Source organism: Streptomyces sp. R11, assembly GCF_041051905.1.
Taxonomy (GTDB): Bacteria; Actinomycetota; Actinomycetes; order Streptomycetales; family Streptomycetaceae; genus Streptomyces.
The window spans coordinates 1339242-1362725 of sequence record NZ_CP163432.1; the positions used below are offsets into that span (position 1 = coordinate 1339242).

Sequence of the window (23484 nt, forward strand, 5' to 3'; positions counted from 1 at the left end):
GATCACGCAACACCGTTCCTTCACAGTGGGTGCATGAGTCGAGACATATCTGATGTGACGCGTGCGAAATCCGGACGTTCTGTCCACCCCTGGCGGAGGAACGTCGTCCAGGTCACCGAACTCTTCACGGCGGGGTTCCACTCATGGTGGTCACGCCGCCACGGTCACGCGCCTCCGACGGGCGATACCGGTGCCCGGCCGCGCTCCGACGCGCAGGCCGGGCCGTCGGACCGGTCGCCGGAGACGTCCGCGACGGTGTCCGATGAAGGCGCCCTGTGGCGGATGCGGACGACGGTGCAGGACGAGCCGGGGTCGCTGGCCGCGCTGTGCACGGCCCTCGCCGGACTGCGGGTGGACATACTGAGCCTGCAGACGCATCCGCTGGCCGAGGGCACGGTGGACGAATTCCTGCTCCGCGCACCCGGCGGGCTCACGGCGGCCGACATCACCCGTGCGGTCTCGGAGGCCGGCGGTTCCGGGACCTGGATCGAGCGGGCCGACGCCCACGACCTGGTGGACGCGCCGACCCGGGTGCTGGGCCTTGCCACCCGTACCGCCCTGGACGCCGCCGAACTGCCGCTGGCACTGCGGCAGTTGCTCGGACGGTGCACCATCCGCTCCCTGCCCGCAGTGCCTGCCGTGGGCACAAGGGGACCCGAACCGGTCCCCGTGGAGGGCGTGCTCGAGGACACCGTGATGCGGCTGCGGGCGCCGGAAGGCGGAGTGATCACCGTGGAGCGGCCATATCTGCCGTTCACGCCGACCGAGTTCGCGCGGGCGCGGGCCCTCGTGGAGCTGGACGCCCGGCTCGGCCCGCGCGTGCCGGGCAGCCAGGACGTCCTGACGCTGCCCGAGGGCAACGACATCACCGTGCGGCGGGCGGACACCGGTGACGTTCAGGCCGCGAAGGAGATGCACGAGCGGTGCTCGACGCGGACGCTCGCGATGCGATACCACGGGCCGGTCGGTGACGCGGACCGGTATCTCAACCACCTGCTCAGCCCCCGCTTCGGCCGCACGCTCGCCGTGCAGACCGTGTCGGGCCGCGTCGTCGGGCTCGGTCACCTGCTGTGGGACGGCGACGAGACGGAGGTCGCGCTGCTCGTCGAGGACGCCTGGCAGCGGCGCGGCATCGGCAGCGAGTTGCTGCGCAGGCTGGTGGGGATGGCGGTCGAGGCGGGCTGCGAGAGCGTGTACGCCCTGACGCAGTCGTCCAACACCGGCATGGTCGCCGCGATGCGCGCCCTGGGCCTCCCCCTCGATTATCAGATCGAGGAGGGGACCCTGGTGATCACGGCGCGGTTGGCTCCGCCGGTTCAGCAGCCGGCCCCGACCGGTGAGCCGGAAGGGGCCGTGGGGGTTGTGGGGCGCGTGTCGAGTTCGAGTGAGTGGGGGTACCCCGAGGCGCCGTAGGGGCTACTGGCGGCCGGCGACAGCCGGTTCGCCGTGGCTGGTCGCGCCCCGTGGCGGAGCCGCATGTCGTTGCGGCCCCGCGCCCCTCCGGGGGCGCGGGGCCGTCCCCAGCGCTCCGTCCAGGTCCATCCACAGGTCCTCCACGTCCTCCAGCCCCACCGACATCCGCAGCAGCCGGTCGCTCACCCCGGCGTCGCGTCGGTCGTCCGCGTCGACGATGCGGTGGCTGATGGACGCCGGGTGCTGGATGAGGGTGTCGACGCTGCCGAGGCTCACGGCGGGGGTGATCAGGCGGACGTCGGCGATGACCTCGTGCGGGTCGCCGTGGACCTCGAAGGCGATCATGGCACCGCCGATGCGCGGATAGTGGACGCGGGCGACGCGCGGGTCGTCGGCCAGGCGGCGGGCGAGTTCGGCGGCGCTCGCTGAGGCGGCCCGTACCCGCACCGGGAGGGTCGACAGGCCCCGCAGCAGCAGATAGCCGGCCAGCGGATGCAGGACGCCGCCCGTGGCGAACCGTATCTGCCGCAGCCGCCCGGCGAACTCCTCGTCGCAGGCCACCACGCCCGCCATCACGTCCCCGTGGCCGCCGAGGTACTTGGTGGCGCTGTGCAGCACGAGCCGCGCGCCCTGTTCCGCGGGGCGCTGGAGCACCGGCGTGGCGAAGGTGTTGTCCGCGAGCAGCGGCACGGAGCCGCAGGCATGGGCCACCGCCCGCAGGTCCACCTCGGCGAGCGTGGGATTCGCCGGGGACTCGACCATCACCAGGCCGGTGTCCGGACGCAGCGCCTCCGCGATTCCGGCCGGGTCGGTCCAGGTCACCTCCGAGCCCAGCACTCCGGCGGTCAGCAGATGGTCGCTGCAGCCGTACAGGGGACGTACGGCGACGACGTGGCGCAGGCCCATCGACGCGCGTGCGAGAAGAACGGCGCTCAGTGCCGCCATCCCGCTGGCGAAGGCGACCGACGCCTCGGTGCCCTCCAGCCGGGCGAGCGCTGTCTCGAAGCGGGCGACGGTCGGGTTGCCCAGGCGGCCGTAGACGGGCGGGCCGTCCGGCTCGGCGCCGGTGGCGGCGAAGGCGTCGATGCGGGCGGCCTCGCCGCGGCTGTCGTAGGAGGGGTAGGTGGTGGACAGATCGATCGGCGGAGCGTGCAGGCCCTGACGGGCGAGGTCGTCGCGGCCGGCGTGCACGGCCTCGGTGGCGAGTGCTCTCGGTGCGGTGCGTACGTCGTCGTACCCGTGCATAAGGTCGTATGCCTCCCTGCTCGCTGGGTCCATGGGCAGCCATGGGCTGAGGGCCGAACAGCGGAAGACTGAACAGCGGGCGGGGACCAGTGGTGGATGCCCGTGTTACGTTCGGCCAATGGCCGAATCTGTCGTACTGGATCCGGTCGATCTGCATCTGCTGCGGCTCCTGCAGAACGACGCCCGGACCACCTATCGAGACCTCGCCACGCAGGTCGGGGTCGCGCCGTCGACGTGTCTGGACCGGGTGACGCGGCTGCGGCGTTCGGGCGTGATCCTCGGCCATCAGCTCAGACTGGACCCGGCAAAGCTGGGCCGGGGGCTTCAGGCGCTGCTGTCCGTGCAGGTCAGACCGCATCGCCGGGAGTTGGTGGGGCCGTTCGTGGAGCGGATCCGGGCGATGCCGGAGTCGCTGACCGTCTTCCATCTGACCGGGCCGGACGACTATCTGGTCCATGTCGCGGTCGCGGACATGGCGGATCTGCAGCGGCTGGTGCTGGACGAGTTCACCTCCCGGCGCGAAGTGGCGCGGGTGGAGACGCGGTTGATCTTCCAGCAGTGGGACTGCGGCCCGCTCTTGCCACATGACACGCCGGAGAACACGCCCTCAGCGAAATCGGGCTGATGTGGGACAAGCGCCGGAGAAACCGGGCTGACGCGGCGCCGGTCGCCGTATGAGGATGGACCGCATGTCTGAGACCAACAGCCCGCTGCCCCGTGAGGTCGCCGACGCGTATGTCGACGAGCTCATCGCCCTCGACCCGGTGACCGGTACGTACCTTGGCGTGAAGGAGAGTTCGAGCAAGCTGCCCGACCTCTCCCCCGCGGGCCAGGACGCGCTCGCGGACCTCGCGCGGGCCACGCTCGCCCGGCTCGACGAAGCCGAGCGGCTGCCCGGCGCGGACAGTGACATCGAGCGCCGGTGCGCGCGCCTGCTGCGGGAGCGGCTCACCGCGGAACTCGCCGTGCACGAGGCCGACGAGGGTCTGCGAGCGGTCGGCAACATGGCCACGCCCGCGCACTCGGTGCGCGAGATCTTCACCGTCACCCCGAACCAGACCGACGAGGACTGGGCGGCGATCGCCGAGCGGCTGCGCGCGGTGCCGACCGCGTACGCGGGCTACCGCGAGTCCCTCACCCTGGGCCTGGAGCGCAAGCTGTACGCGGCCCCGCGTCCGACCGCCACGTTCGTCGAGCAGCTCACCGAGTGGTCCGACACCGGCGAAGGGCAAGGCTGGTTCGAGGACTTCGTGTCGGCCGGGCCCGATTCGCTGCGCGCGGAGCTGGACGAGGCCGCCCGCGGGGCCACGGCCGCCGTGGTGGAGCTGCGGGACTGGATGCGCGACGTGTACGCGCCGGCGACGGAGGGCGCCCCGAACACGGTGGGCCGCGAGCGGTACGCCCGCTGGGCGCGCTACTTCAACGGCATCGACCTCGACCTGGACGAGGCGTACGCGTACGGCTGGGCCGAGTACCACCGGCTGCTCGGCGAGATGAAGAAGGAGGCGGCGAAGATCCTTCCCGGCGCCGCGACCCCATGGGTGGCACTGGCGCACCTCGACGAGCACGGCCACCACATCGAGGGCGTCGACGAGGTCCGCGACTGGCTCCAGGGCCTGATGGACGAGGCGATCGAGAAGCTCGACGGCACGCACTTCGAACTCGCCGGGCCGGTACGCAAGGTGGAGTCGTGCATCGCCCCGCCCGGCGGCGCGGCGGCCCCGTACTACACGGCCCCCTCCGAGGACTTCTCGCGACCTGGCCGCACCTGGCTGCCGACGATGGGACAGACCCGCTTCCCGGTCTACGACCTGGTCTCGACCTGGTACCACGAGGGTGTGCCGGGCCATCACCTCCAGCTCGCGCAGTGGACGTACGTCGCCGGGAACCTCTCCCGCTACCAGGCCACCATCGGCGGGGTCAGCGCCAACGCCGAGGGCTGGGCCCTGTACGCGGAGCGGCTCATGGACGAGCTCGGCTTCCTCACGGACCCGGAGCACCGGCTGGGCTACCTCGACGCGCAGATGATGCGGGCCGCGCGGGTCATCGTCGACATCGGCATGCACCTGGAGCTGGAGATCCCGGCCGACTCCCCGTTCCACCCGGGCGAGCGCTGGACTCCGGAGCTCGCCCAGGAATTCTTCGGCTCGCACAGCAGCCGTCCGGCGGACTTCGTGGAGAGCGAGCTGACCCGTTATCTCACGATTCCGGGCCAGGCCATCGGCTACAAGCTGGGCGAGCGGGCGTGGCTGCTTGGCCGCGAGAAGGCCCGCGAGCGGCATGGCGACGCCTTCGACCTCAAGGCGTGGCACATGGCGGCCCTGTCCCAGGGTTCCCTGGGCCTGGACGACCTGGTGGACGAGCTGGCCCGGCTCTGAGGCGGACGCCGGCGCCTGCCGCGCAGGCCGACGCCTGCTGCAGGCTCCGGCATCGTCCCCTTCAACCTCCGGCATCGTCACCTCAACGCAGGAATCCCCCCTCGGAGTTGATGACCTCCCCGGTGATCCAGCCCGCCTCGTCCGTCGCCAGCCAGGCGATGAGGCGGGCGGGGTCGTCGGGCATGCCCCACCGGCGGGCGGGGAAGCGGGCGGCCACGGCCTGGTACGCCTCGCCCGTCAGGTAGTCCGTGTCGACGGGGCCGGGGTTGACGGTGTTCACCGTGATGCCCTGCCCGGCGAGCGTGGTGGACAGCGAGCGGGTGATCGAGGCCAGGGCACCCTTCTGCAGGGCGTAGGCGATCTCCCCGGGCATGCCGCCTGCGATGTCCTGCCCGGAGGTCATCATCACGACGCGGCCGCCGGGACCGGCCGGCCTCAGCCGGGCGTGGGCCTGGACGAGGAGCAGTACCGCACGGGTGTCGACGGCCCAGTGCGTGTCGAGCATCGCGGCGTCGATCTCGTCGAGGGTGCCGTCGCAGCCGCTGACGGCATGGTTGGCGATCAGGATGTCGAGCTGTCCGCCCAATGCCGTGGCGGCCGTGGCGATCAGTTCGGCGGGCGCGGCCGGGTCGGACAGGTCGCCGGGTCCCGCGAGGACCTGGGCATCGGGGTCGCCGAGCGCCGCGCGCACGGAGGCGACGACGTCGTCCGGGCTGTCGGCTCCCCAGGGCATGACGGCGTCGTGCGGTACATGGTGGTGCAGATAGACACTCGCTCCGTAGGCGGCGAGCCGCCGTGCCACCGCATGGCCGATGCCGGCGCGTCTGCTGGCCCCCGTGACCAGAGCGGTCCGGCCGCGCAGGGGCAGAGGGTCACGGCGCAGGTCTTCGGGGGTGGGGTGCGGAAGTCGAGGCATGGCAGATCATGATGGCGATCGACCGGGTGCGGCGCACCCGGATATTCACGCACCTGGGTGGCGTCAGTGCGGCAGCCGTCGCAGCTCGATGAGCCCCAGCCAGATCTCCGGGCCGGGCTGAACCTGCGCGGCTCGGACGGCGTACGCCCCCGGTTCCAGGGTCACGCGCAGATGCTCGGTGCGTTCCGTCTCCCGCCCCGGCCAGGCCGAGTCGAACAGGACCACGGTCCCGGGCACGTTCCAGCGCACCTCGTGTCCCCAGGCCGCCGTGGCGAGGGCGTCCGGGACCCGGGCCAGCAGTTCCGCTTCGGAGTCGGCCGCGCACCAGCGCACGAAGATGCCCTGGTCGGGCAGGTAGGTGGTCGAGGCGGGCTCGTCGCCGAGCACCAGTGCCGCGCTGTCTCCCACGGGCAGGAGTCCGACGAAGCCGTCGATTTCGCAGGCCCGGTCGTAGTCCGAGGCCGTCTCGTCACCGTCGGCGCCCGCCCAGAACGGAAGCACCGTCTCCGGCACCGCTATCAGCGGACCGCCGCCCGACTCCACCCACTCCACCGCGCTCGGTTCCGCGTATCGCACCATGGCAGCAGAACCTACACGCCCCACGTTGCGCTCGGATCACCGTGCCCAACTACCGCTTCAGCAGCCGCAGTTGTCAGCACCCATTCGCGGTGCGGTCAGCGGGTCGGCCTCTCGACGCCCTCGCCCCTGCCAGGTCTCGTACTCGAAGCCCTCTCGCGCCCAGTACTCGAATCCGCCGAGCATCTCCTTGACCTGGTAGCCGAGTTCGGCAAGGGCCAGGGCGGCCCTGGTCGCACCGTTGCAGCCGGGGCCCCAGCAGTACGTCACGACAGGCACGGACCTGTCGAGGAGCTGATCCGCCTGCTCGGGGATCAGCGCGGTGGGGAGGTGGATCGAGCCGGGGATGTGGCCCTGGTCCCAGGACTCGGTGGAACGGGAGTCCAGGACGACGAAGCCGGGGTCGGCGTCGGCCGCGAGCGCGGCGGCGACATCGGACACATCGGCGTGGAAGACGAGGCTGGCACGGAAGTGGGTGGCGGCCTGGGCAGGCGTGGCGGGTGCGACGCGCAGGACAGCGTTGGGCGTAGTCGTCATGACCGAAAATCTACGACCGGTGATCCCACGCCCTGAAGAGGAAATCCCCTGCGCTCCTCTTGATCCGCCGGGGAATGCCCTGCTATTCCTCGGCCATGACCGCGTATTCCCCGGACGCCACCGACTGGCGCATCCTCGACGTCCTCCAGCGCGACGGCCGCGCCAGCTTCGCCGAGCTCGCCAGGGCCGTGTCCATGTCCGCGAGTGCGGTCACCGAGCGGGTGCGGCGGCTGGAGGAGGCGGGCGTCATCCAGGGCTACGCCGCCGTGGTGGACCCCGAGCGGCTGGGCCTGCCGATCCTGGCCTTCGTCCGCCTCCGGTACCCCAACGGCAACTACAAGCCGTTCCACGACCTGGTCGCCGCGACGCCCGAGATTCTGGAGGCCCATCACGTCACCGGTGACGACTGTTTCGTCATCAAGGTCATGGCCCGTTCGATGCGGCATCTGGAGGAGGTGTCCGGCAAGATCGGCACACTGGGCTCGGTAACGACAAGCGTCGTCTACTCGTCCCCTCTGCCCCGCCGTCCGCTCGGCCACTGACGCCACCCCTGCCCGGCCACCCCCTGGGCCGCTGACGTCACCCGACACCCCGTTGCCGCAGCACCGACCCCGATCTCCCCTTCACGACCTCCAACTGCGCATGGATCCGCCGCCGCAGATCCGCGACATGGCTGACGATCCCGACGCTGCGGTCGCGCTCGCGCAGGGAGTCGAGCACGTCGAGCACCTCGTCCAGGGTCTGGTCGTCGAGGCTGCCGAAGCCCTCGTCGATGAAGAGCGTGTCCAGGCGGACCCCGCCGGCCTCGTCGGTCACGACATCCGCGAGGCCGAGAGCGAGGGCGAGAGAGGCGAAGAACGTCTCCCCGCCCGACAGCGTCGCCGTGTCCCGCTCCCGCCCGGTCCAGGCGTCGACGACATGCAGCCCGAGCCCGCTGCGGCCACGGCCGGCCCGGTCGTCGGAGTGGACGAGGGTGTAGCGGCCGGACGACATGCGTTGCAGCCGCACGGTCGCGGCGGCGGCGACCTGTTCGAGGCGGGCCGCCAGGACGTACGACTCCAGGCGCATCTTGCGCTCGTTGTCCGACGATGTGCCGGCGGTGAGCGTGGCGAGGCGGGCCACGCGGTCGTACTCCTCGCGCAGCGGGGCGAGTTGGCGCACGGCGGCGGTCGCGCGCGCGGACAGCCGGTCGAGCTCGGTACAGCGCCGGGCGGCGGCGTCACGCGCGGAGGCGGCATCGCGGGCCCGCTGGGCCGCTGCGGAAGCGGCGCGCTCCGCGGACCCCACCTCGGCCGGCGGCTGCTGGGCGGCGGCTGACGTGTCGGACTCGGCGAGGACGGCGCGTACGGCCGACTCCTCGGACTGCCAGGCATCCAGCCGTCGTTGGAGGTCACGGTGGGCGGCGTCGTCGAGGAGCGCGGCGGCAGCGGCCTGCGGGGTGTCGAAGCCCGCGCGGAAGGCGGCGTCGGCCAGGCGGGCGTCGGCGTCCTTGAGCCGTTGGGTGATGTCCTCCGCGGCGCGCGCGGTGTCGGCGGCGTCGGTGAGCAGCTCGGCCTGCCGCTCCAGTTGGGCGGCTCGCGCGGCCACGCTGGCGGCGGTGCCGCGGGCCTGGGCCAACTCCCCCTCCAGGGTGGTCCGTTCCCGGTCCAGCCGCTCGCGGTGGCCCACCCGGGACGCGACTCTGACCGCCGCGCGCTGCCGGTCGGCGGTCCGCTGCTCGTACTCCGCCTCGGCCCGGCGCAGTTCCTCGTGCGCCGGATGCAGCGCGGACGCGTCCCGGCGGGCCTGCGCCCACAGGCGCTCCAGCTCCTCGCAGTGCGTGGCCAGTTGATCGGTCGGCGAGTCTCCGGCTTCGGCCGTGGCGGCGGCCAGTGCCTCGCGTACGACGCCCAGGTGGCGCTCCTTCTCGCTGTGCCGTTCCTCCGCCTGCTGGTAGGCGGCCAGTGCGCGCTCCTCCGCCTCCCGGTCCACGTGCCCGGCGTCCTTGCGGGCGGGAGCGGGGTGCTCGGTGGCCCCGCAGACCGCGCAGGGCTCGCCGTCCTGCAGCTGGGCGGCCAGTTCGGCGGCGATGCCGTTCAGGCGCTGTTCCTTCACGTCGAGCCAGTGCGCCTTGGCCTCGAGCACCTGTTCCTGGGCGAGTCGGGCCTGTCCGGCGGCCGCGTCCGTGTCACCGGCGAGCTGGTCACGCATGCGCGCGGCACCGAGCCGCTGCTGCGCGGGCTCACGCTGTACGGCGAGCTGCTCGGCCCGGGTCGCGGCGTCCTGGGCGGTGTCGATACGGGCCTGCAGTGCGGCGCGGTTCTCCTCCCAGCCTGCGAGCCAGTCCTCGGCGTCCTGCAGCAGGCCCTCGTCGGCCCGCTCCTGACGGTCCAGCTCGTCGCGCTCGTCGACGAGGTCGGCCAGTCGCTGTTCGCCGCGACGCGCAGACTCCAGTCCGCCCAGTTCCTCGGCCGCCCGGCGCGCGGCGACCGCGAGCCCGGCGGCGCCTGCCCCCGCGAAGGTCTCCGGCAACAGTCCACGCGCGCGTGCCTCGGCCGCCTCCGCCCGCCGGTGCTCCGCCTCGGCGGCGTCACGCAGCTCCAGCGCGGGCGCCACGGCCTCCGCCTTGCGGGACCGCTCCATCCGGGCCTGCGCCTGCCGGTAGCCGTCGGCGCGCTCCTCCAGCAGCGCGGCCCGCTCCCGTGCCTCGGTGAACCGCCGCTGCAGCCGGGCCACTTCGCGTACGTCGGCCAGGGCGCGCTCGGCGGCTGCCTGAGCGGACTCGGCGGCCAGGAGGCGGCAGTGGGCGACGGTCAGCTGCTCGCGGGCGGTGCTGCGGGCGATGGCGGCAGCACCGAGGATGGCCTCGGCAAGGCCCGGCTCGCCCGGTGCGAGGTCGGGCGGCAACTGCATCGCGTTACCCGCCGCCTGCTGCATCCGGTGGGCGTCGGCCAGCAACGCGGCGTCGCCGTCCCGCACCTGGGCCTCGGCCGCCCGCCGGCGCTCGGCGAGGCGCTTCTCGACCTCGGCGAAACGATGAGTGTCGAAGAGGCGGCCCAGCAGCTTGCCGCGCGCCTCGGCGTCGGCGCGCAGGAAGCGCGCGAAGTCGCCCTGGGGCAACAGCACGACCTGGCAGAACTGCTCACGGCTCATGCCGAGCAGCTGGGTGATCTCCTCGCCGATCTCCTGGTGCGAACGGCTGAGGTCCTTCCAGGCCCCGGCCTGCGCGTCGTACGCACGCAGCCAGGTCTGAGCCTTGTCGAGCGTCGTGCCCGAGCCGCGCTTCTTGGGGCGCTCCCAGGGCGGCTGCCGGGTGACCTCCAACCGTCGTCCGGCGACGGTGAGTTCGAGCCGGACCTCCGTGCGCGTGCCGGCCGCGGCGTGATCGCTGCGCAGGGCCATGCCCTGGCCGCTCTGGCGGGCACCCGGCACGGTGCCGTAGAGCGCATAGCAGACGGCGTCCAGGACGGAGGTCTTGCCGGCGCCGGTCGGTCCGTGCAGCAGGAAGAGGCCGGCCAGGGACAGCGCGTCGAAGTCGACGGTCTGCGAACCGCCGAAGGGCCCGAAGGCCGTCACGTCGAGGCGATGGAGCCTCACCGCGCCACCTCCCGGACAACCTCGTCGGTCCGCACCGCGTCGAACGCGTCCTTCAGCACGCCCTGTTCGTGCTCGTCCGGTCCGGCCCCGCGCACATGTGCCACGAAGTCCTCCGCGATCTCCTGATCACTCCGGCCCGCGAGCCGCTGCGCATAGGACACCTCGGGATCGTCGGGCGCCCGCTCGGGGTCGAAGACGAGACTGAGCGTGTGCGGGAAGCGCTCTGCGAGGCGGGCCATGGGGTCGGCCGGGCGCACGGCGTCCGTGAGCGTCGCCTCGATCCAGGCCTCCTCGCACCGCGTGAGCGCGGGGTCGGCGAGCAGGTCCTCCAGCGTCCCCCGGATCCGGGCCAGCGCACGCGGCGCCGGGCACTCGACCCGCTCGGCGGTGACCGCTCCGTCGGCGTCCAGGTCGACGAGCCACATGCTCTTGCGGTGATCGGCCTCGGAGAAGGAGTACGGCAGGGGCGAGCCCGAGTAGCGGACGCGCTCGGTGATGGTCTGGCAGCCGTGGAGGTGGCCCAGCGCCACGTAGTCGACGCCGTCGAAGACCCCCGCGGGCACCGCGGCCACCCCGCCGACGGTGATGTCCCGCTCACTGTCGCTGGCCTCGCCCCCGGTGACGAAGGCGTGCGCGAGGACGACCGACCGCGTGCCACGCGCGCGTGCGGCGAGGTCCGCGCGCACCCGGCCCATGGCGGCGGCGAGCACGGCCTCGTGTCCGGGCTTGTCGACGCCGAACTCGTCCTTCACCAGGGCGGGTTCGAGATACGGCAGCCCGTAGAAGGCCACATCGCCGAAGTCGTCCCGCAGCACGACCGGCGTCCCGCACGCCGACGGCTCGGTCCGCAGATGGACACCCGCACGGCCGATCAGCCCCGCTCCCACACCGAGCCGACGGGCCGAGTCATGATTTCCCGAGATCATCACCGTCGGGACGCCGAGGTCGGCGAGCCGGTGCAGGGCGTCGTCGAACAGCTCGACCGCGGCGAGCGGCGGCACCGCCCGGTCGTACACGTCTCCCGACACGACCACCGCGTCCACACCGCGCTCACGCACGGTCGCGACGAGGTGACCGATGAACTCGGCCTGGGCCCCGAGCATGTTCACCCGGTGGAACGCCCTGCCGAGATGCCAGTCGGAAGTGTGCAGCAGCCTCATGATCCCCGAGACTAACGGCCGGGTCTGACAGCACGGGCGGTTACTCCCGTATCGCCCCGTCATGACAGGGACTCCATGCGCCCGTTACGGACATTTCACCCACCATGTCCGGCTCGGTTGTCGCCCAGCCCAGCCCCTCACGCGTCCCCGTACGCCTCTCCCCCGAGTTCGAACCCCGCCGCCCCTGCCGTCGCGTCCGCCAGCCACGCCCGGAACGCCTCCACGTCGGCGTCCGGCAGGCCGATCTCGATCGTCACCGCCTCGCCGTACCGCACGTCCCGGACCTCGCGCCCGGTCGACCTGAGGTCGTTCTCCACCTTTCCCGCGCGCTGGTGGTCGACGGTCACCGTGGCCAGCCGGAAGCGGCGGCGGGTGAGCGTGCCGAGCTCGTCCATCGCCTCCCCCACGGCACCGCCGTAGGCCCGGATGAGCCCGCCCGCGCCGAGCTTCACGCCGCCGTAGTAGCGGGTGACGACGGCGACGACGTACCGCATGTCTCGGCGCAGCAGCATCTGGAGCATGGGGACGCCGGCCGTGCCGCCCGGTTCGCCGTCGTCACTGGCCTTCTGGATCGCGGCGTCGGCACCGATGACGTAGGCCCAGCAGTTGTGGGTGGCGTCCGCGTGCTCCTTGCGGATGCCGGCGATGAAGTCCTGGGCCTCCTGTTCGGTGGCCGCCGGGGCGAGCGCACAGATGAAGCGTGAGCGGTTGACCTCGGTCTCGTGCACGCCCGCGTGGGCGACTGTGCGGTACTCGTCCTGCATCCGGCCAGCCTATGCCGACCTTCCGCGGACCCTCGTCCCGAGGCCCGAGGCCACAGCCGGTCATCGGTTCATGTCTTCTTTTTGCCCCGCGCCACCATCACCCCCGTCAGCAACGCCGTACCCGGCGTGAGAGCCCGCCATGCGGGGCCGTGCCAGGCCAGTACGGCGATCGCCGACGTCGGGAACTTCGTACGGACCTCGTCGAGCGCATCGTCGAGGTCGTCGCCCGCGAGGTCGAGGACGAGGTCCTCCAGGCCGGGGTTGTGCCCGACCAGCAGCAGCGTCTCGACCTCGGCGGACACCTCGTGCACGACCGCCAGCAGGTCGGGCACGTCGGCCGCGTACAGCCGCGGGTCGTGACGCACCGGTGGCGGCGTGCCCCACTGGGAGGCCGCCAGTTCCCAGGTCGCACGCGCGCGTACGGCGGTCGAGCACAGGGCGAGGTCCGGCAGGCAGTCGGCCTCGGCGAGCATCCGGCCCGCGACCGGGGCGTCGCGCAGGCCGCGTGGGGCGAGAGGGCGTTCGTGGTCGGCGACACCGACCGGCCAGGCCGACTTGGCGTGCCGCAGCACGACCAGGCGGCGCAGCGGACCCGCTCCCACGCGCGCGGTCATGCCGGGTTTCCCAGGTCGCGCGCGAGGTCGAGGCCGAGGAGCCGGTCGGCGTAGGCGTACGTCTCGAAGCGGGCGCCGTCCGACAGCTCCGGCGCGGTCTCCACCCAGCGCAGGACCCCGAGCACGCCGGGTACGTCGAGGTCGTCCTCCCAGGCGGTACGCAGTTCTGTGCGCACCTCGTCGGGAATGGGCCGTGACGGCCGCTGCGCCCAGCCCGCGACGGCACGACGCCAGCGGACGAGCGTGTCGTGGGCCTCGGCCAGCGCGGCCACGTCGAGTCGTACGGGCACGCTTCTGCGCCGCGAGAGCAGTGCGAGGCGCAGGGCGGCGGGGTCGCCCTCCTCGGGGGGTGCCTCCGAGTGCACGGGCGCGACGGCGACCCGTACGCCGTCGGGTTCCGCGTCACCGCCTTCGCGTACGACGTGGATCACCTGTGCCTCGCCCAGGCCGCCCGAGGCCGCGTCCCGGCCCTCCTCGAAGGGCCGGATGCCGAGCGCCGCGGCGCCCGCTCGCAACTCCGCCCGCTGCCGCTCCTCGTCGAGCAGTGACCAGACCGGCGTACCGCCGAGCTCCAGGGCGCGGACGAGGAGGTCGGCGACCAGCAGCACCCGCAGGGCGGTGACGTCGAAGCCCTCCGTATGCGCCTCGATGCGGGTCAGGCCGCGGCGGGCGGGCGCGGCGTCGACGGGCTTGCCGGTTCGGACGTCGATGATGCGCAGCACGGAGCGAGCGTAGGCGCACGCGCGGTCGTCCGCAGCCATCCGGCCCGCTTTCCCGTCAGCGTGGCGGGCGTCGGGTCTGCCGGGACTTGGCTGGTCATCCATGGTCGTACAGCCCATTCACGCGCGCGAGGCGTCTGTCGTACCCGGGCATCGCCACCCCCTGCCGTGCGGACTGCCCGAACGGTACTGCGCACCGGCCCGCCCGGACAGGAGCTCGGACCAGGGTTCCGAGGATCCGCGGCGTGTCGGGGAATCCTCGGGGGTCGTCGGCCGTTGTCGGTCATGAGAGCAGCTGGACGGCTGTTGTACGAGACACGGGTACGTACGAAGCACAGGGAGGCCGACGGTGTACGGCGACGAGGCAGCGGTCCGCAGGATCCTCACCGAACTGGGCGACACCTGGGCCGTCGTGGGCCTGTCGTCGAACGAGCGGCGGGCTGCCTATGGGGTCGCCGATGTACTGCAGCACTACGGCAAGCGCATCGTTCCTGTCCATCCCAAGGCGGAGACGGTCCATGGCGAGCGCGGCTATGCCTCCCTGGCGGACATCCCCTTCGACGTGGACGTGGTCGACGTCTTCGTGAACAGCGACCTCGCCGGCCCGATCGCCGACGACGCGGTCGCCAAGGGCGCCAAGGCGGTCTGGTTCCAGCTGGGCGTCATCGACGAGGCGGCGTACGAGCGCACGCGCGCGGCCGGACTGGAGATGGTCATGGACCGCTGCCCGGCGATCGAGATACCGCGCCTCGGCCGGCCCCACCACTGACACTGGGTCGCACCTGCGCGAGCCGCCGTTTCATCACGTCACCATTTCACCGCGTCACCGTTTCGCCGCGCCGCCGCTGCGCCGAGCCGCCCCGGAACCCTCCCCTCCCTCCGAGGGCCAGCCCATAATGCTCGGGTGACCTCCACCTCCCCCCACTCCGACTCCACCGCCTCGCAGCGCTTTCCGGTCGTCATCGTGGGCGCCGGCCCGGCCGGCCTCACCCTCGGGAACATCCTGCGGGCGGCGTCCGTCGACTGTCTGGTCCTGGAGATCGAGACACGCCAGTCCATCGAGCAGCGGCCGCGGGCCGGCGTCATCGAGGAGTGGGCCGTACGCGGACTCGAGCAGCGAGGCCTCGCGGACACCCTGCTGGAGCGGGCACAGCGGCACACCGAGTGTGAGTTCCGGTTCGCCGGGGAGCGCTACCGGTTCGAGTACGCACAGCTGACGGGCGCTCATCACTGGGTCTACCCCCAGCAGTTCCTGGTGACGGACCTGGTGCGCGAGTACGCGGACGTGCGCGAGGGCGCCATACGCTTCGGCGTGCGGGACGTGCAGCTGCACGACCTCGACACCGACCGGCCCTCGGTCTCGTACACCTGCCCGGAGACGGGGCAACGGGAGGTCGTGCACTGCGACTTCGTGGCGGGCTGCGACGGGGCGCGCGGCGTGACGCGGGCCGCGCTTCCCGCCGACCGTGCCCGCATCTCCCGCAGCGACTACGGCATCGGGTGGCTGGCGCTGCTCGCCGAGGCGCCGCCGTCCTCCGACTGCGTCCTGTTCGGCATGCATCCCAGCGGGTTCGCCGGCCACATGCCGCGCAGCGCCGGGGTCACCCGCTACTACCTCGAGTGCCCGCCCGGCGACGACCCGGAGAACTGGTCGCACGACCGGGTCTGGACGGAGCTGCAGCAACGCCTCGGGGCGAACGGCGTGCCGCCGCTGACGGAGGGGCGCCTCATCGAGAAGCGCGTCCTCGACATGCACAACTACGTGGTCGAGCCCATGGTGTTCGGCCGACTCTTCCTGGCCGGCGATGCCGCCCACCTGACCGCCCACATCGCCGCCAAGGGCATGAACCTCGCCCTGCACGACGCCTTCCTGCTCGGCGACGGGCTCGTCGCCCACCTGACGAAGGGCGACAGCACCGGCCTGAACGGATACTCGCAGGCCTGCCTGAACCGGGTGTGGGACTACCAGGAGTTCTCCCACTGGCTCTCCGAGGTCTACCACGGCACGTCCTCGGGCGACCCGTACCGCGCGGGCACCACGCTCGCCCGCCTCCGCCGCATCTTCGGCTCCCCGACCGCGGCGATGGCGTTCGCGGAGCAGTACCTGGGCAAGCACGTTGACGCCTGACTATTGACGCCTGACTACGCCACCTCGGGACCGAGGTCGCCTTCGAGGACGGTCCGGGTGATCGGGGGACGGTCCCACAGGGCGAGGATCTCGTTGGCGAGGTCCACGATCGGGAGCGGGTGCGGGGCCCCGTCCACCTGGATGGCGGCGGCCGACAGGCTGCGCGGGACGGCCCCGGCGGCGAGCAGGGCGCGCCACTCCTGCGGGCCGAGCTTCAGGAACTCCAGCCCGGTCAGCTCGGCGATCTCCTGCGGGTCGGCGAGTGTGCCGGCGTATGCGGTGAGGGTGCGCAGGCGGGGCAGGCCGGTGAGGGGCGCGAGGCTGAACGGCTCTCCGTCCCACACACCGATGCTCAGCGCTTCCAGCTCGGGGTGGGCGGCGGCCTGGATGCTGGTCAGGCTGCTGCTGTTGACCCACACCACGGCCGGCGGCCGGTCCCCGCGAGAGTCGCCGCCCGCTTCCCCCCTCTTCCCGTTCAGCACCAGATCGGTCAGCGAGTCGGCGAGCAGTTCGGCGCCGATGTTCCACTCGTGGCTGAGCATGACGATCTGCCCGAGGTGCCCGCGCGGACCGGGTGTCAGGTCGACCGCGATACGGTCGCCGCCGCCGTTGTCGCCGAAGACGATCCAGCCGGGTGAGCCGACCAGTTGCTGCACCGCGGCGTCGGGCGGGGTGACGACCGCCTCCATCGCCGCGAACTCCCAGCGGCACGGGCGGGAGGAGGCGTCGGCGACGAACAGGTCCTCCAACGCGAGGAGTTCACAGCCGACTGCGTCGTAGACGACTTCCGCCGTCTCGTAGTCGCCCCAGTCCGCCCACCGCGCCCGCGTCACCCGGTAGAGCGCCTTGAGTTCGTCGGGCAGCGCGACGCCGAGGCGTGCTTCCGCGGCGGCGATCTCCGCCTCGGTGGCGCCGATGGCGTCGGGGAGCCGCTCGCGCAGGGTCCGTTCCAGCTGCGCCGGGTCCGCCGATGGTGCCGGCACCGCGCCGGGCATCGGATCGGGCAGGCGGCGCCACGGCTCGGCCACGGCGTCCTCGACCAGGAGGAGAGAGCCCGGGTACGGACCGGCGATACCGGGATCCGCGGCGGGGCCACAACTGATCAGATGGAGCACGGTCCGACCCGCCGGCGAGATCTCGGCCACGAAGGCGATGTCGTCGGTTTCGGCTTCCAGGAGAGCGTTGCGCACCACCTCGACCGCGTCCCACTCGTCCTGCATGTCCTCGACCTGGGCGGCTCGTCCCGGCTCCGGTGACCGGCGCCGCACGGGCACGCTCCACCCGTACACGCCGATCTGGCCGGTCACATAGCCGCCCGGAGCTGTCAAGCGCTCCTCGTTGCTCGCCCGTAGGACCCGCAGGATGGGTTCCCAGGTTGCGAAGTCATGTATCGAGGGCAACGGTGGCCTCCGGTCGTTCCGTCGGTCGTGACGGAGCCGATTATCGCTGAGATCGGCCGTTCGTCCGCCGGGCGGGGCGACCGGCTTCAGTCGTGCAGCGGCCGGTCGCTGAGCCGGTGGTCCGCCACGTTCAGCGCCTCGTCGACGAGGCGGCGCAGATGGCCGTCGCGGAGCGAGTAGATCACCCGCCTGCCCTCCTTGCGCGTGTTCACCAGACCGGCGAGACGCAGCCGTGCCAGATGCTGGCTGACGGCGGGCCGAGCCGCGCCGCAGGCCTCGGTGAGGGTCGTGACATCGGCCTCGCCCGCCGTCAGGGCGTGCAACAGCGTGAGGCGGGTGCGGTCGCCCACCAGGGCGAGGAGTTCGGCGGCGAGCGCGAACTGCTCCTCGCCCGGGGTGCGCGGGTGCGCATCGTGCGCAGTTGATAGGTGCATGCGTGCGCTCATACGCACATAATGGCCTCATGGACGGCCCGCGTCCACATCTGCGCAGCGGACCTCCACACTCACGACGGAAGGGGAATGCCGTGGGCGACCGGCACGAGCACGAGCACCACCATGGGCACGGTCACGGCCGGGGCCCGGCGAGCCGGCACGAGCACGCGCACGACCATCCCCACCCGCACGACCACCCCCACCGGCACGACCGCTCCCCCACCGGCCTCCGCCGACGCCTCGCCCACCTCCTCACCCCCCACTCCCATGAGACGGCCGACAAGCTCGACTCCGCCCTGGAGTCCTCGGCCCGCGGCATGCGCGCCCTGTGGGTCTCGCTGGCGGTCCTCGGTGTGACGGCACTCGCCCAGGCGGTCGTGGTGGTCGCGTCCGGGTCGGTGGCGCTGCTCGGCGACACGGTGCACAACACCGCGGACGCGCTGACCGCCGTACCTCTCGGCATCGCCTTCGTCCTGGGCCGGCGCGCGGCCACTCGCCGCTTCACCTACGGCTACGGACGGGCCGAGGATCTCGCCGGCATCGCCATCGTGCTGACGATCGCGGCGTCCGCGGCCTTCGCGGCGTGGACAGCCCTCGACCGCCTTCTCGACCCGCGCCCCATGCAGCAGATCCCGGCCGTGGCCGTGGCGGCGCTCGTCGGGTTCGCGGGCAACGAGTGGGTGGCCCGCTACCGGATCCGGGTCGGCCGGGCGATCGGCTCGGCCGCGCTGGTGGCGGACGGCCTGCACGCGCGTACGGACGGATTCACCTCACTTGCCGTCCTGTTGAGCGCGGGCGGTGCTGCGCTGGGGTGGCAACTCGCGGACCCGATCGTGGGGTTGGCGATCACGGCCGCGATCACGCTGGTGCTGCGGGACGCGGCGCGCGAGGTGTTCCGGCGGGTGATGGACGCCGTGGACCCGGCCCTGGTGGACCGGGCCGAGCGGGCGCTGCGGGAGGTCCAGGGCGTGCGCGGGGTCGGCGAGTTGCGGTTGCGCTGGATCGGGCACCGGCTGCGCGCCGAGGTGGCGGTCGTCGTGGACGGCGAGGCGACGGTACGGCAGGCGCACGCCATCGCCGTCGACGCCGAACACGCGCTGCTGCACGCCGTACCCCGGCTCACCGCGGCCCTGGTCCACGCCGACCCGGCACCGGTGCCGGGCGAGGCGGATCCGCACCACGCCCTCGCCCACCACACCGCGGCCTGAGCCCGTGTGCTCAGGCGACGCCGAGCCCCTCCAGTACGACCGCCCCCGGCAGCTCGGCGAACGCCTTGCCCGGCACCAGCAGCTTGCCGCGCCGCCGGCCGCTGCCGACCAGGACGTACGGCAGGTCGAGGACGGCCGAGTCCACCAGCACCGGCCAGCCGTCGGGGAGCCCGATCGGGGTGATGCCGCCGTACTCCATGCCGGTCTCGCCGGTCGCCGTGTCCATCGAGGCGAACGACGCCTTGCGGGCACCCAGTTGACGGCGCACCACGCCGTTGACGTCGACCCGGGTGGTGGACAGCACGACGCACGCGGCCAGTGTCGTCCCGCCGCCGCGCTTGCCCGCGACGACGACGCAGTTCGCGGACTGTTCGAGGAGTTCCTGTCCGTAGTGCTCCACGAACACGGCGGTGTCGGCCCACTGCGGATCGGTCTCGACGTAGATGATCTGCTCGGCGGGGACGCTGCCGTGCCACTGGCGTACGGCGTCGGCGACCGGTCGGGTGAGCTCGTCGAGGCAGTCCGGGGCGGGGGCGGCGGTGTCGAAGTGTCCGATGGGTGCGTCCATGAGCGCACGCTAACAGGACCGCGGAGGCTTCCGGCCGGGCGTCTCAGTGCACGAGGGGGACCGAGACCGTCAGGGTCATCTGCATCGGTACGTCGCCCTGATTGGCGTAGCCGTGCGGGGCGTTGGCGTCGAACGTGACGCTGGAGCCGGCCGCGACGCGGTACTCCACACCCTCGACGGTCAGGGTCAGTTCGCCCGCCGTGACATGGGCGATCTCGACCGTGCCGGCGGGATGCGGGTCCGATCCGCTGCTCTCGCCCGGCATCAGTTTCCAGTCCCACATCTCCAGCGGACCGGGCGCCTCCGTACCGGCGAGGAGCCTGCTGTAGCTGCCCGCGTCGGTGTGCCACAGCCGGACCACCTGCTCGGGCGGGACGACGCGCACCTTCGGGCCCTGCTCGTAGTCGAGGAGGGTCGTGATGCTGACCCCGAGCGCGTCGCCGATCTTGACCACGGTGCCGAGGCTCGGGTTCGTGCGGGCCTGTTCGATCTGGATGAGCATGCCGCGGCTGACCCCGGCACGCGCGGCGAGCGTGTCCAGGGTGAAGCCGCGCTCGGTGCGCCAGCGCTTGACGTTGCGCGCCAGGGACTGGGTCAGCAGGTCGAGGTCCGACACATTCCGTCCAACGTTGCGGAGTCAAATATTCTGAATGACAGGGTCCACTCGCCTGTACTACGGTGAGCTGCACCCTATCGTGCACCGAACTGTACTGCGAGGCACTCGTGACAGCACTCTTCGCCCTGGCCACCAGCCTGCTGTGGGGGCTGGCGGACTTCGGCGGCGGACTGCTGACGCGACGCACCCCGGCCCTGACGGTGGTCGTCGTCTCGCAGGGGATCGCCGCGACCGTGCTCGGCGTGATCGTGGTCGCCACCGGCGCCTGGGGTGAGGCCGGTGACCAGCTCTGGTTCGCGGTCGCCGCCGGAGTGGTGGGCCCGGTCGCCCTGCTCTGCTTCTACAAGGCGCTCGCGCTGGGCCCGATGGGCGTGGTCTCCCCGCTCGGCACGGTCGGCGTGGCCGTCCCGGTCGGGGTCGGCCTCTTCCTCGGCGAGCGGCCAGGAGTGATGCAGGTCGCGGGGATCGCCGTCGCCGTGCTCGGTGTGGCGCTCGCGGGCGGACCGCAACTGCGGGGCGCACCCGTGCAGCGGCAGGCCATCCTGCTCACGCTGGTCGCGGCCTTCGGTTTCGGCGCGGTGTTCGCGCTGATTGCGGAGGCGTCCACCACCATCACGGGCCTGTTCCTCGCGCTCTTCGTCCAGCGTGTGGTCAACGTGGTGGCGGGCGGCCTCGCCCTGTACGCCTCTGTGCGGCGGGGCGCCGCCGCGCTCCCGGACGGCACCTTTCCCTGGCGGGCCCTGCCGGCGTTCGCCTTCGTCGGTCTCGCCGATGTGGCGGCGAACGGCACCTATGTGGTCGCCGCCCACCACGGCCCGGTCACCGTGGCCGCCGTGCTCGCCTCGCTCTACCCGGTGGTGACGGCGGTGGCCGCGCGCGGCTTCCTCAGGGAGCGGTTGCGGGGAGTGCAGGCGGCGGGTGCGGGGCTCGCACTGGTGGGCACGCTGCTGCTGGCGACCGGCTGACTCAGGACTCCGCGTCCAGATCGGCGAGTTCGACAGCCGCCGGCTCAGCCGGCTTCGCCGCCGCCCTGTCGTCCAGCCCGTCCCGCTGCGCCGCGGCCTTCTCGTCCAGCTCCGCCAGCTTCGCCACCGTCTCGTCGTCCAACTCGGCCAGCGCCTGCAGTTGTCCGGGAGTGATCCCGTCGGGTATCGGCACGGGCGCTGGGGTCCGAAGCGGCGGCTGCCAGCCGTCGTCGGGGGTCCAACGCCGTACGACACGGGCGGGCGCCCCCGCGACGACGGCATGGTCGGGCACCACGCCCCGGACCACCGCACCGGCTGCGACCACGACGTTCCGCCCGATCCGCGCCCCGGGCAGGATCACGGCCCCGGTACCGATCCAGCACCCCGGGCCGATCTCGACCGGCTCCATCCGCGGCCACTGCTTGCCGATGGGCTCGTGCGGATCGTCGTACGAGTGGTTCGTGGACGTGACGTACACATACGGCCCGAAGTAGCAGTCGCTGCCGATGGTGACCGTCGTGTCGGCGATGACATGGCTGCCGCGGCCCAGCACGACGCCGTCCCCTATCCGCAGGATCGGCTCCGGGCCGAGGTCCAGGTCGGGCATCAGACCGGCCGTCAGCGTCACCTGCTCGCCGACGATGCAGTGGGAGCCGAGGTGGATCCAGGGTTCGCCGAATACCGTGCCGAGCGGGAAGGCCAGCCGGGTGGCCTCACCGATCGAGCCGAAGTGGAAGCGGCCGGGGTTCTCGGACGTCACCGACCCCGTGCGCTGCACCCAGGCCCAGCCCGCGTGGACGGCGCGCTGTGTGAGGCTGCGCCGCCAGGACGAGAACGTGTTCTTGCGCTTGGGCACCCGCTTACCGTACTTAGCGTGCCGGGCCCTTATGAGGTCGAGGGCCTGTGATCTTCGCCCTACCGGGTGGCGTACCGTGCGCAGTGTCTACGACGTTTGCGGTGAGGAGAGGGCGATGACGCAGAAGGCGCTGGTCATGGGCATCGGGGGCCGGGAACCGAAGATCGACGAAGCTGCGTTCGTGGCACCGACCTCGTCGGTGATCGGGGACGTGACGCTGGAGGCGGGAGCCAGCGTCTGGTACGGCGCCGTCGTGCGGGGTGACGTGGAGCGGATCTCTGTCGGGGCCGAGTCCAATGTTCAGGACAACTGCACGTTGCACGCCGACCCCGGGTTCCCGGTGACCATCGGGGAGAGGGTGTCGGTCGGGCACAACGCCGTGGTGCATGGCGCGACCGTTGAGGACGACTGTCTGATCGGGATGGGGGCGACTGTCCTGAACGGTGCGGTGATCGGGGCCGGGTCCTTGGTCGCTGCTCAGGCTCTGGTGCCGCAGGGCATGCAGGTGCCGCCCGGGTCCCTGGTCGCCGGGGTTCCGGCGAAGGTGAAGCGTGAGCTGACAGAGGAAGAGCGTCAGGGCGTCACGCTCAACGGAACCATGTATGCGGAGTTGGCTAAGGCTCACCGGGAGGAGCACGGGGCCTAGGGTCCTACGCGGTCCGCGGGTTCGTGGGGGCTGATCGCGCGGTTCCCCGGGCCCCTCGAGGGGCGTTCAGTCCCCGGCAGCCACCGGTTCCGGCTCCTTCTGTGCGACCTGCGCCTTCTTCGCCTTGCGCTTCAGGATCAGCATCGAGGTCAGACCGACCAGAACCGCCGCCACCAGGCCCAGCCACGAGAAGCGCTTCAGCCAGGACTCGGCGACCACTCCGACGTAGTAGATGACCGCGGTCGTGCCGCCCGCCCAGAGGATGCCGCCGAAGACGTTGGCGATCAGGAACTTCCAGTACGGCATCCGCAGGACGCCCGCGAGGGGCCCGGCGAAGATGCGCAGCAGGGCGACGAAGCGGCCGAAGAAGACGGCCCACATGCCCCACTTCTGGAAGGAGCGCTCGGCGGTGGCGATATGGCCCTCGCTGAAGTGCTTGGGGAATTTCGCGCCCAGCCAGGCCAGCAGCGGGCGGCCGCCCCTGCGGCCGATCGCGTAGCCGATGGAGTCACCGATGATCGCGCCCGCCGTCGCGCAGGCGCCCAGCACGAAGGGGTCGATCTCACCGTGCTGTGAGGCGAGCAGCGCCGAGGAGACCAGGATGATCTCGCCGGGCAGCGGGATGCCCAGGCTCTCCAGACCGATGACCACGCCGACCAGCAGATAGATGGCGAGCGGGGGCACCGTTTCGAGCCATTCCTGGACGTGCAACGCCGCTTCCTCCCATGTCGTGCACCCTGCGTTCCCGGCGCACGCTCGGTCGTG

The 23484-nt window shown here is 72.2% G+C and carries 24 protein-coding genes; 9 read left to right on the forward strand and 15 right to left on the reverse strand.

All coding sequences use genetic code 11. The features are described from left to right. Positions 1-33: 33 nt before the first annotated feature. Positions 34-1413, forward strand: a complete 1380-nt coding sequence (locus AB5J55_RS06090; protein WP_369269673.1) for a GNAT family N-acetyltransferase — start codon at positions 34-36, stop codon at positions 1411-1413. Between the two features lie 3 nt (positions 1414-1416). Here AB5J55_RS06090 and AB5J55_RS06095 read toward each other — a convergent pair whose 3' ends face one another. After that, complete coding sequence (locus AB5J55_RS06095) at positions 1417-2658, reverse strand: PLP-dependent aspartate aminotransferase family protein (RefSeq protein ID WP_369269674.1); 1242 nt, start codon at positions 2656-2658, stop codon at positions 1417-1419. A gap of 118 nt (positions 2659-2776) precedes the next feature. Here AB5J55_RS06095 and AB5J55_RS06100 point away from each other — a divergent pair, with 118 nt between their 5' ends. Continuing rightward, entirely contained in the window at positions 2777-3283 is a 507-nt protein-coding gene (locus AB5J55_RS06100) for an Lrp/AsnC family transcriptional regulator (RefSeq protein WP_369269675.1), read from the forward strand. 64 nt (positions 3284-3347) lie between these two features. Next, positions 3348-5036: a DUF885 domain-containing protein gene (locus tag AB5J55_RS06105; protein WP_369269676.1), complete on the forward strand. Its 1689-nt coding sequence runs from the start codon at positions 3348-3350 to the stop codon at positions 5034-5036. An 82-nt stretch (positions 5037-5118) separates the two neighbouring features. On the opposite strand, the gene AB5J55_RS06110 is transcribed toward AB5J55_RS06105, so the two are convergent. From AB5J55_RS06110 to AB5J55_RS06120, 3 genes are all read right to left on the reverse strand, one after another. Continuing rightward, positions 5119-5952: an SDR family oxidoreductase gene (locus tag AB5J55_RS06110; protein ID WP_369269677.1), complete on the reverse strand. Its 834-nt coding sequence runs from the start codon at positions 5950-5952 to the stop codon at positions 5119-5121. A gap of 63 nt (positions 5953-6015) precedes the next feature. Then, complete coding sequence (locus AB5J55_RS06115; RefSeq protein WP_369269678.1) at positions 6016-6531, reverse strand: immunity 21 family protein; 516 nt, start codon at positions 6529-6531, stop codon at positions 6016-6018. Between the two features lie 57 nt (positions 6532-6588). Continuing rightward, positions 6589-7065, reverse strand: coding sequence for a rhodanese-like domain-containing protein (locus AB5J55_RS06120; protein WP_369269679.1), 477 nt, complete (start codon positions 7063-7065; stop codon positions 6589-6591). Positions 7066-7160: 95 nt separating this feature from the next. On the opposite strand from AB5J55_RS06120, the gene AB5J55_RS06125 reads away from it, so the two are divergent. Next, complete coding sequence (locus AB5J55_RS06125; RefSeq protein ID WP_369269680.1) at positions 7161-7607, forward strand: Lrp/AsnC family transcriptional regulator; 447 nt, start codon at positions 7161-7163, stop codon at positions 7605-7607. A gap of 37 nt (positions 7608-7644) precedes the next feature. On the opposite strand, the gene AB5J55_RS06130 is transcribed toward AB5J55_RS06125, so the two are convergent. The 5 genes from AB5J55_RS06130 to AB5J55_RS06150 form a co-directional block, all read right to left on the reverse strand. Then, a complete protein-coding gene (locus AB5J55_RS06130; RefSeq protein ID WP_369269681.1) occupies positions 7645-10641 on the reverse strand; it encodes an AAA family ATPase in 2997 nt (998 codons plus the stop codon). Continuing rightward, the gene (locus tag AB5J55_RS06135) at positions 10638-11801 is read right to left on the reverse strand and encodes an exonuclease SbcCD subunit D (protein ID WP_369269682.1); all 1164 of its coding nucleotides are present in this window, start codon (positions 11799-11801) and stop codon (positions 10638-10640) included. The genes AB5J55_RS06130 and AB5J55_RS06135 overlap by 4 nt, the downstream gene beginning before the upstream one ends. Positions 11802-11938: 137 nt before the next feature. Continuing rightward, positions 11939-12565, reverse strand: a complete 627-nt coding sequence (locus AB5J55_RS06140; protein WP_369269683.1) for a YigZ family protein — start codon at positions 12563-12565, stop codon at positions 11939-11941. Between the two features lie 68 nt (positions 12566-12633). Beyond that, positions 12634-13179 carry a histidine phosphatase family protein gene (locus tag AB5J55_RS06145; protein WP_369269684.1) on the reverse strand — a complete coding sequence of 182 codons (546 nt, stop codon included), beginning with the start codon at positions 13177-13179 and terminating at the stop codon, positions 12634-12636. After that, positions 13176-13901, reverse strand: a complete 726-nt coding sequence (locus tag AB5J55_RS06150; protein ID WP_369269685.1) for a hypothetical protein — start codon at positions 13899-13901, stop codon at positions 13176-13178. Before AB5J55_RS06150 ends, AB5J55_RS06145 begins: the two co-directional genes overlap by 4 nt. 346 nt (positions 13902-14247) lie before the next feature. Here AB5J55_RS06150 and AB5J55_RS06155 point away from each other — a divergent pair, with 346 nt between their 5' ends. Together AB5J55_RS06155 and AB5J55_RS06160 are read left to right on the forward strand one after the other, a co-directional pair. Beyond that, on the forward strand, positions 14248-14667 hold the full coding sequence (locus AB5J55_RS06155) for a CoA-binding protein (protein WP_369269686.1): 420 nt from the start codon (positions 14248-14250) through the stop codon (positions 14665-14667). A gap of 135 nt (positions 14668-14802) precedes the next feature. Continuing rightward, positions 14803-16026, forward strand: coding sequence for a 4-hydroxybenzoate 3-monooxygenase (locus AB5J55_RS06160; protein ID WP_369269687.1), 1224 nt, complete (start codon positions 14803-14805; stop codon positions 16024-16026). Between the two features lie 14 nt (positions 16027-16040). Here AB5J55_RS06160 and AB5J55_RS06165 read toward each other — a convergent pair whose 3' ends face one another. Both AB5J55_RS06165 and AB5J55_RS06170 read right to left on the reverse strand, forming a co-directional pair. Next, positions 16041-17426, reverse strand: coding sequence for an SMI1/KNR4 family protein (locus AB5J55_RS06165; protein WP_369269688.1), 1386 nt, complete (start codon positions 17424-17426; stop codon positions 16041-16043). A gap of 86 nt (positions 17427-17512) precedes the next feature. Continuing rightward, positions 17513-17872, reverse strand: a complete 360-nt coding sequence (locus AB5J55_RS06170; protein WP_369269689.1) for an ArsR/SmtB family transcription factor — start codon at positions 17870-17872, stop codon at positions 17513-17515. An 80-nt stretch (positions 17873-17952) separates the two neighbouring features. On the opposite strand from AB5J55_RS06170, the gene AB5J55_RS06175 reads away from it, so the two are divergent. Beyond that, positions 17953-19068: a cation diffusion facilitator family transporter gene (locus tag AB5J55_RS06175; RefSeq protein WP_369269690.1), complete on the forward strand. Its 1116-nt coding sequence runs from the start codon at positions 17953-17955 to the stop codon at positions 19066-19068. Positions 19069-19078: 10 nt separating this feature from the next. Here the strand turns inward: AB5J55_RS06175 and AB5J55_RS06180 are convergent, their stop codons facing one another. Beyond that, positions 19079-19636: a YbaK/EbsC family protein gene (locus tag AB5J55_RS06180; protein WP_369269691.1), complete on the reverse strand. Its 558-nt coding sequence runs from the start codon at positions 19634-19636 to the stop codon at positions 19079-19081. A 43-nt stretch (positions 19637-19679) separates the two neighbouring features. Continuing rightward, complete coding sequence (locus AB5J55_RS06185; protein ID WP_369269692.1) at positions 19680-20252, reverse strand: helix-turn-helix domain-containing protein; 573 nt, start codon at positions 20250-20252, stop codon at positions 19680-19682. A 107-nt stretch (positions 20253-20359) separates the two neighbouring features. Between AB5J55_RS06185 and AB5J55_RS06190 the strand changes: the two genes are divergently transcribed. Next, positions 20360-21217, forward strand: a complete 858-nt coding sequence (locus AB5J55_RS06190; protein ID WP_369269693.1) for an EamA family transporter — start codon at positions 20360-20362, stop codon at positions 21215-21217. A gap of 1 nt (position 21218) precedes the next feature. Here AB5J55_RS06190 and AB5J55_RS06195 read toward each other — a convergent pair whose 3' ends face one another. Next, positions 21219-22073 carry an acyltransferase gene (locus tag AB5J55_RS06195; RefSeq protein ID WP_369269694.1) on the reverse strand — a complete coding sequence of 285 codons (855 nt, stop codon included), beginning with the start codon at positions 22071-22073 and terminating at the stop codon, positions 21219-21221. 115 nt (positions 22074-22188) lie between these two features. Between AB5J55_RS06195 and AB5J55_RS06200 the strand changes: the two genes are divergently transcribed. Further along, on the forward strand, positions 22189-22719 hold the full coding sequence (locus AB5J55_RS06200) for a gamma carbonic anhydrase family protein (protein WP_369269695.1): 531 nt from the start codon (positions 22189-22191) through the stop codon (positions 22717-22719). A 66-nt stretch (positions 22720-22785) separates the two neighbouring features. Here AB5J55_RS06200 and AB5J55_RS06205 read toward each other — a convergent pair whose 3' ends face one another. Beyond that, positions 22786-23430, reverse strand: coding sequence for a DedA family protein (locus AB5J55_RS06205; protein WP_369269696.1), 645 nt, complete (start codon positions 23428-23430; stop codon positions 22786-22788). Positions 23431-23484: the final 54 nt, after the last annotated feature.

Excerpts from the sequence above, each read along its gene's own strand:
- AB5J55_RS06170 (WP_369269689.1), bottom strand. The coding sequence starts at position 17,872 with ATGAGCGCACGCATGCACCTATCAACTGCGCACGATGCGCACCCGCGC.
- AB5J55_RS06180 (WP_369269691.1), bottom strand. The coding sequence starts at position 19,636 with ATGGACGCACCCATCGGACACTTCGACACCGCCGCCCCCGCCCCGGAC.
- AB5J55_RS06120 (WP_369269679.1), bottom strand. The coding sequence starts at position 7,065 with ATGACGACTACGCCCAACGCTGTCCTGCGCGTCGCACCCGCCACGCCT.
- AB5J55_RS06090 (WP_369269673.1), top strand. The coding sequence starts at position 34 with ATGAGTCGAGACATATCTGATGTGACGCGTGCGAAATCCGGACGTTCT.
- AB5J55_RS06095 (WP_369269674.1), bottom strand. The coding sequence starts at position 2,658 with ATGCACGGGTACGACGACGTACGCACCGCACCGAGAGCACTCGCCACC.
- AB5J55_RS06115 (WP_369269678.1), bottom strand. The coding sequence starts at position 6,531 with ATGGTGCGATACGCGGAACCGAGCGCGGTGGAGTGGGTGGAGTCGGGC.
- AB5J55_RS06135 (WP_369269682.1), bottom strand. The coding sequence starts at position 11,801 with ATGAGGCTGCTGCACACTTCCGACTGGCATCTCGGCAGGGCGTTCCAC.
- AB5J55_RS06125 (WP_369269680.1), top strand. The coding sequence starts at position 7,161 with ATGACCGCGTATTCCCCGGACGCCACCGACTGGCGCATCCTCGACGTC.
- AB5J55_RS06110 (WP_369269677.1), bottom strand. The coding sequence starts at position 5,952 with ATGCCTCGACTTCCGCACCCCACCCCCGAAGACCTGCGCCGTGACCCT.
- AB5J55_RS06200 (WP_369269695.1), top strand. The coding sequence starts at position 22,189 with ATGACGCAGAAGGCGCTGGTCATGGGCATCGGGGGCCGGGAACCGAAG.
- AB5J55_RS06105 (WP_369269676.1), top strand. The coding sequence starts at position 3,348 with ATGTCTGAGACCAACAGCCCGCTGCCCCGTGAGGTCGCCGACGCGTAT.
- AB5J55_RS06145 (WP_369269684.1), bottom strand. The coding sequence starts at position 13,179 with ATGACCGCGCGCGTGGGAGCGGGTCCGCTGCGCCGCCTGGTCGTGCTG.
- AB5J55_RS06100 (WP_369269675.1), top strand. The coding sequence starts at position 2,777 with ATGGCCGAATCTGTCGTACTGGATCCGGTCGATCTGCATCTGCTGCGG.
- AB5J55_RS06140 (WP_369269683.1), bottom strand. The coding sequence starts at position 12,565 with ATGCAGGACGAGTACCGCACAGTCGCCCACGCGGGCGTGCACGAGACC.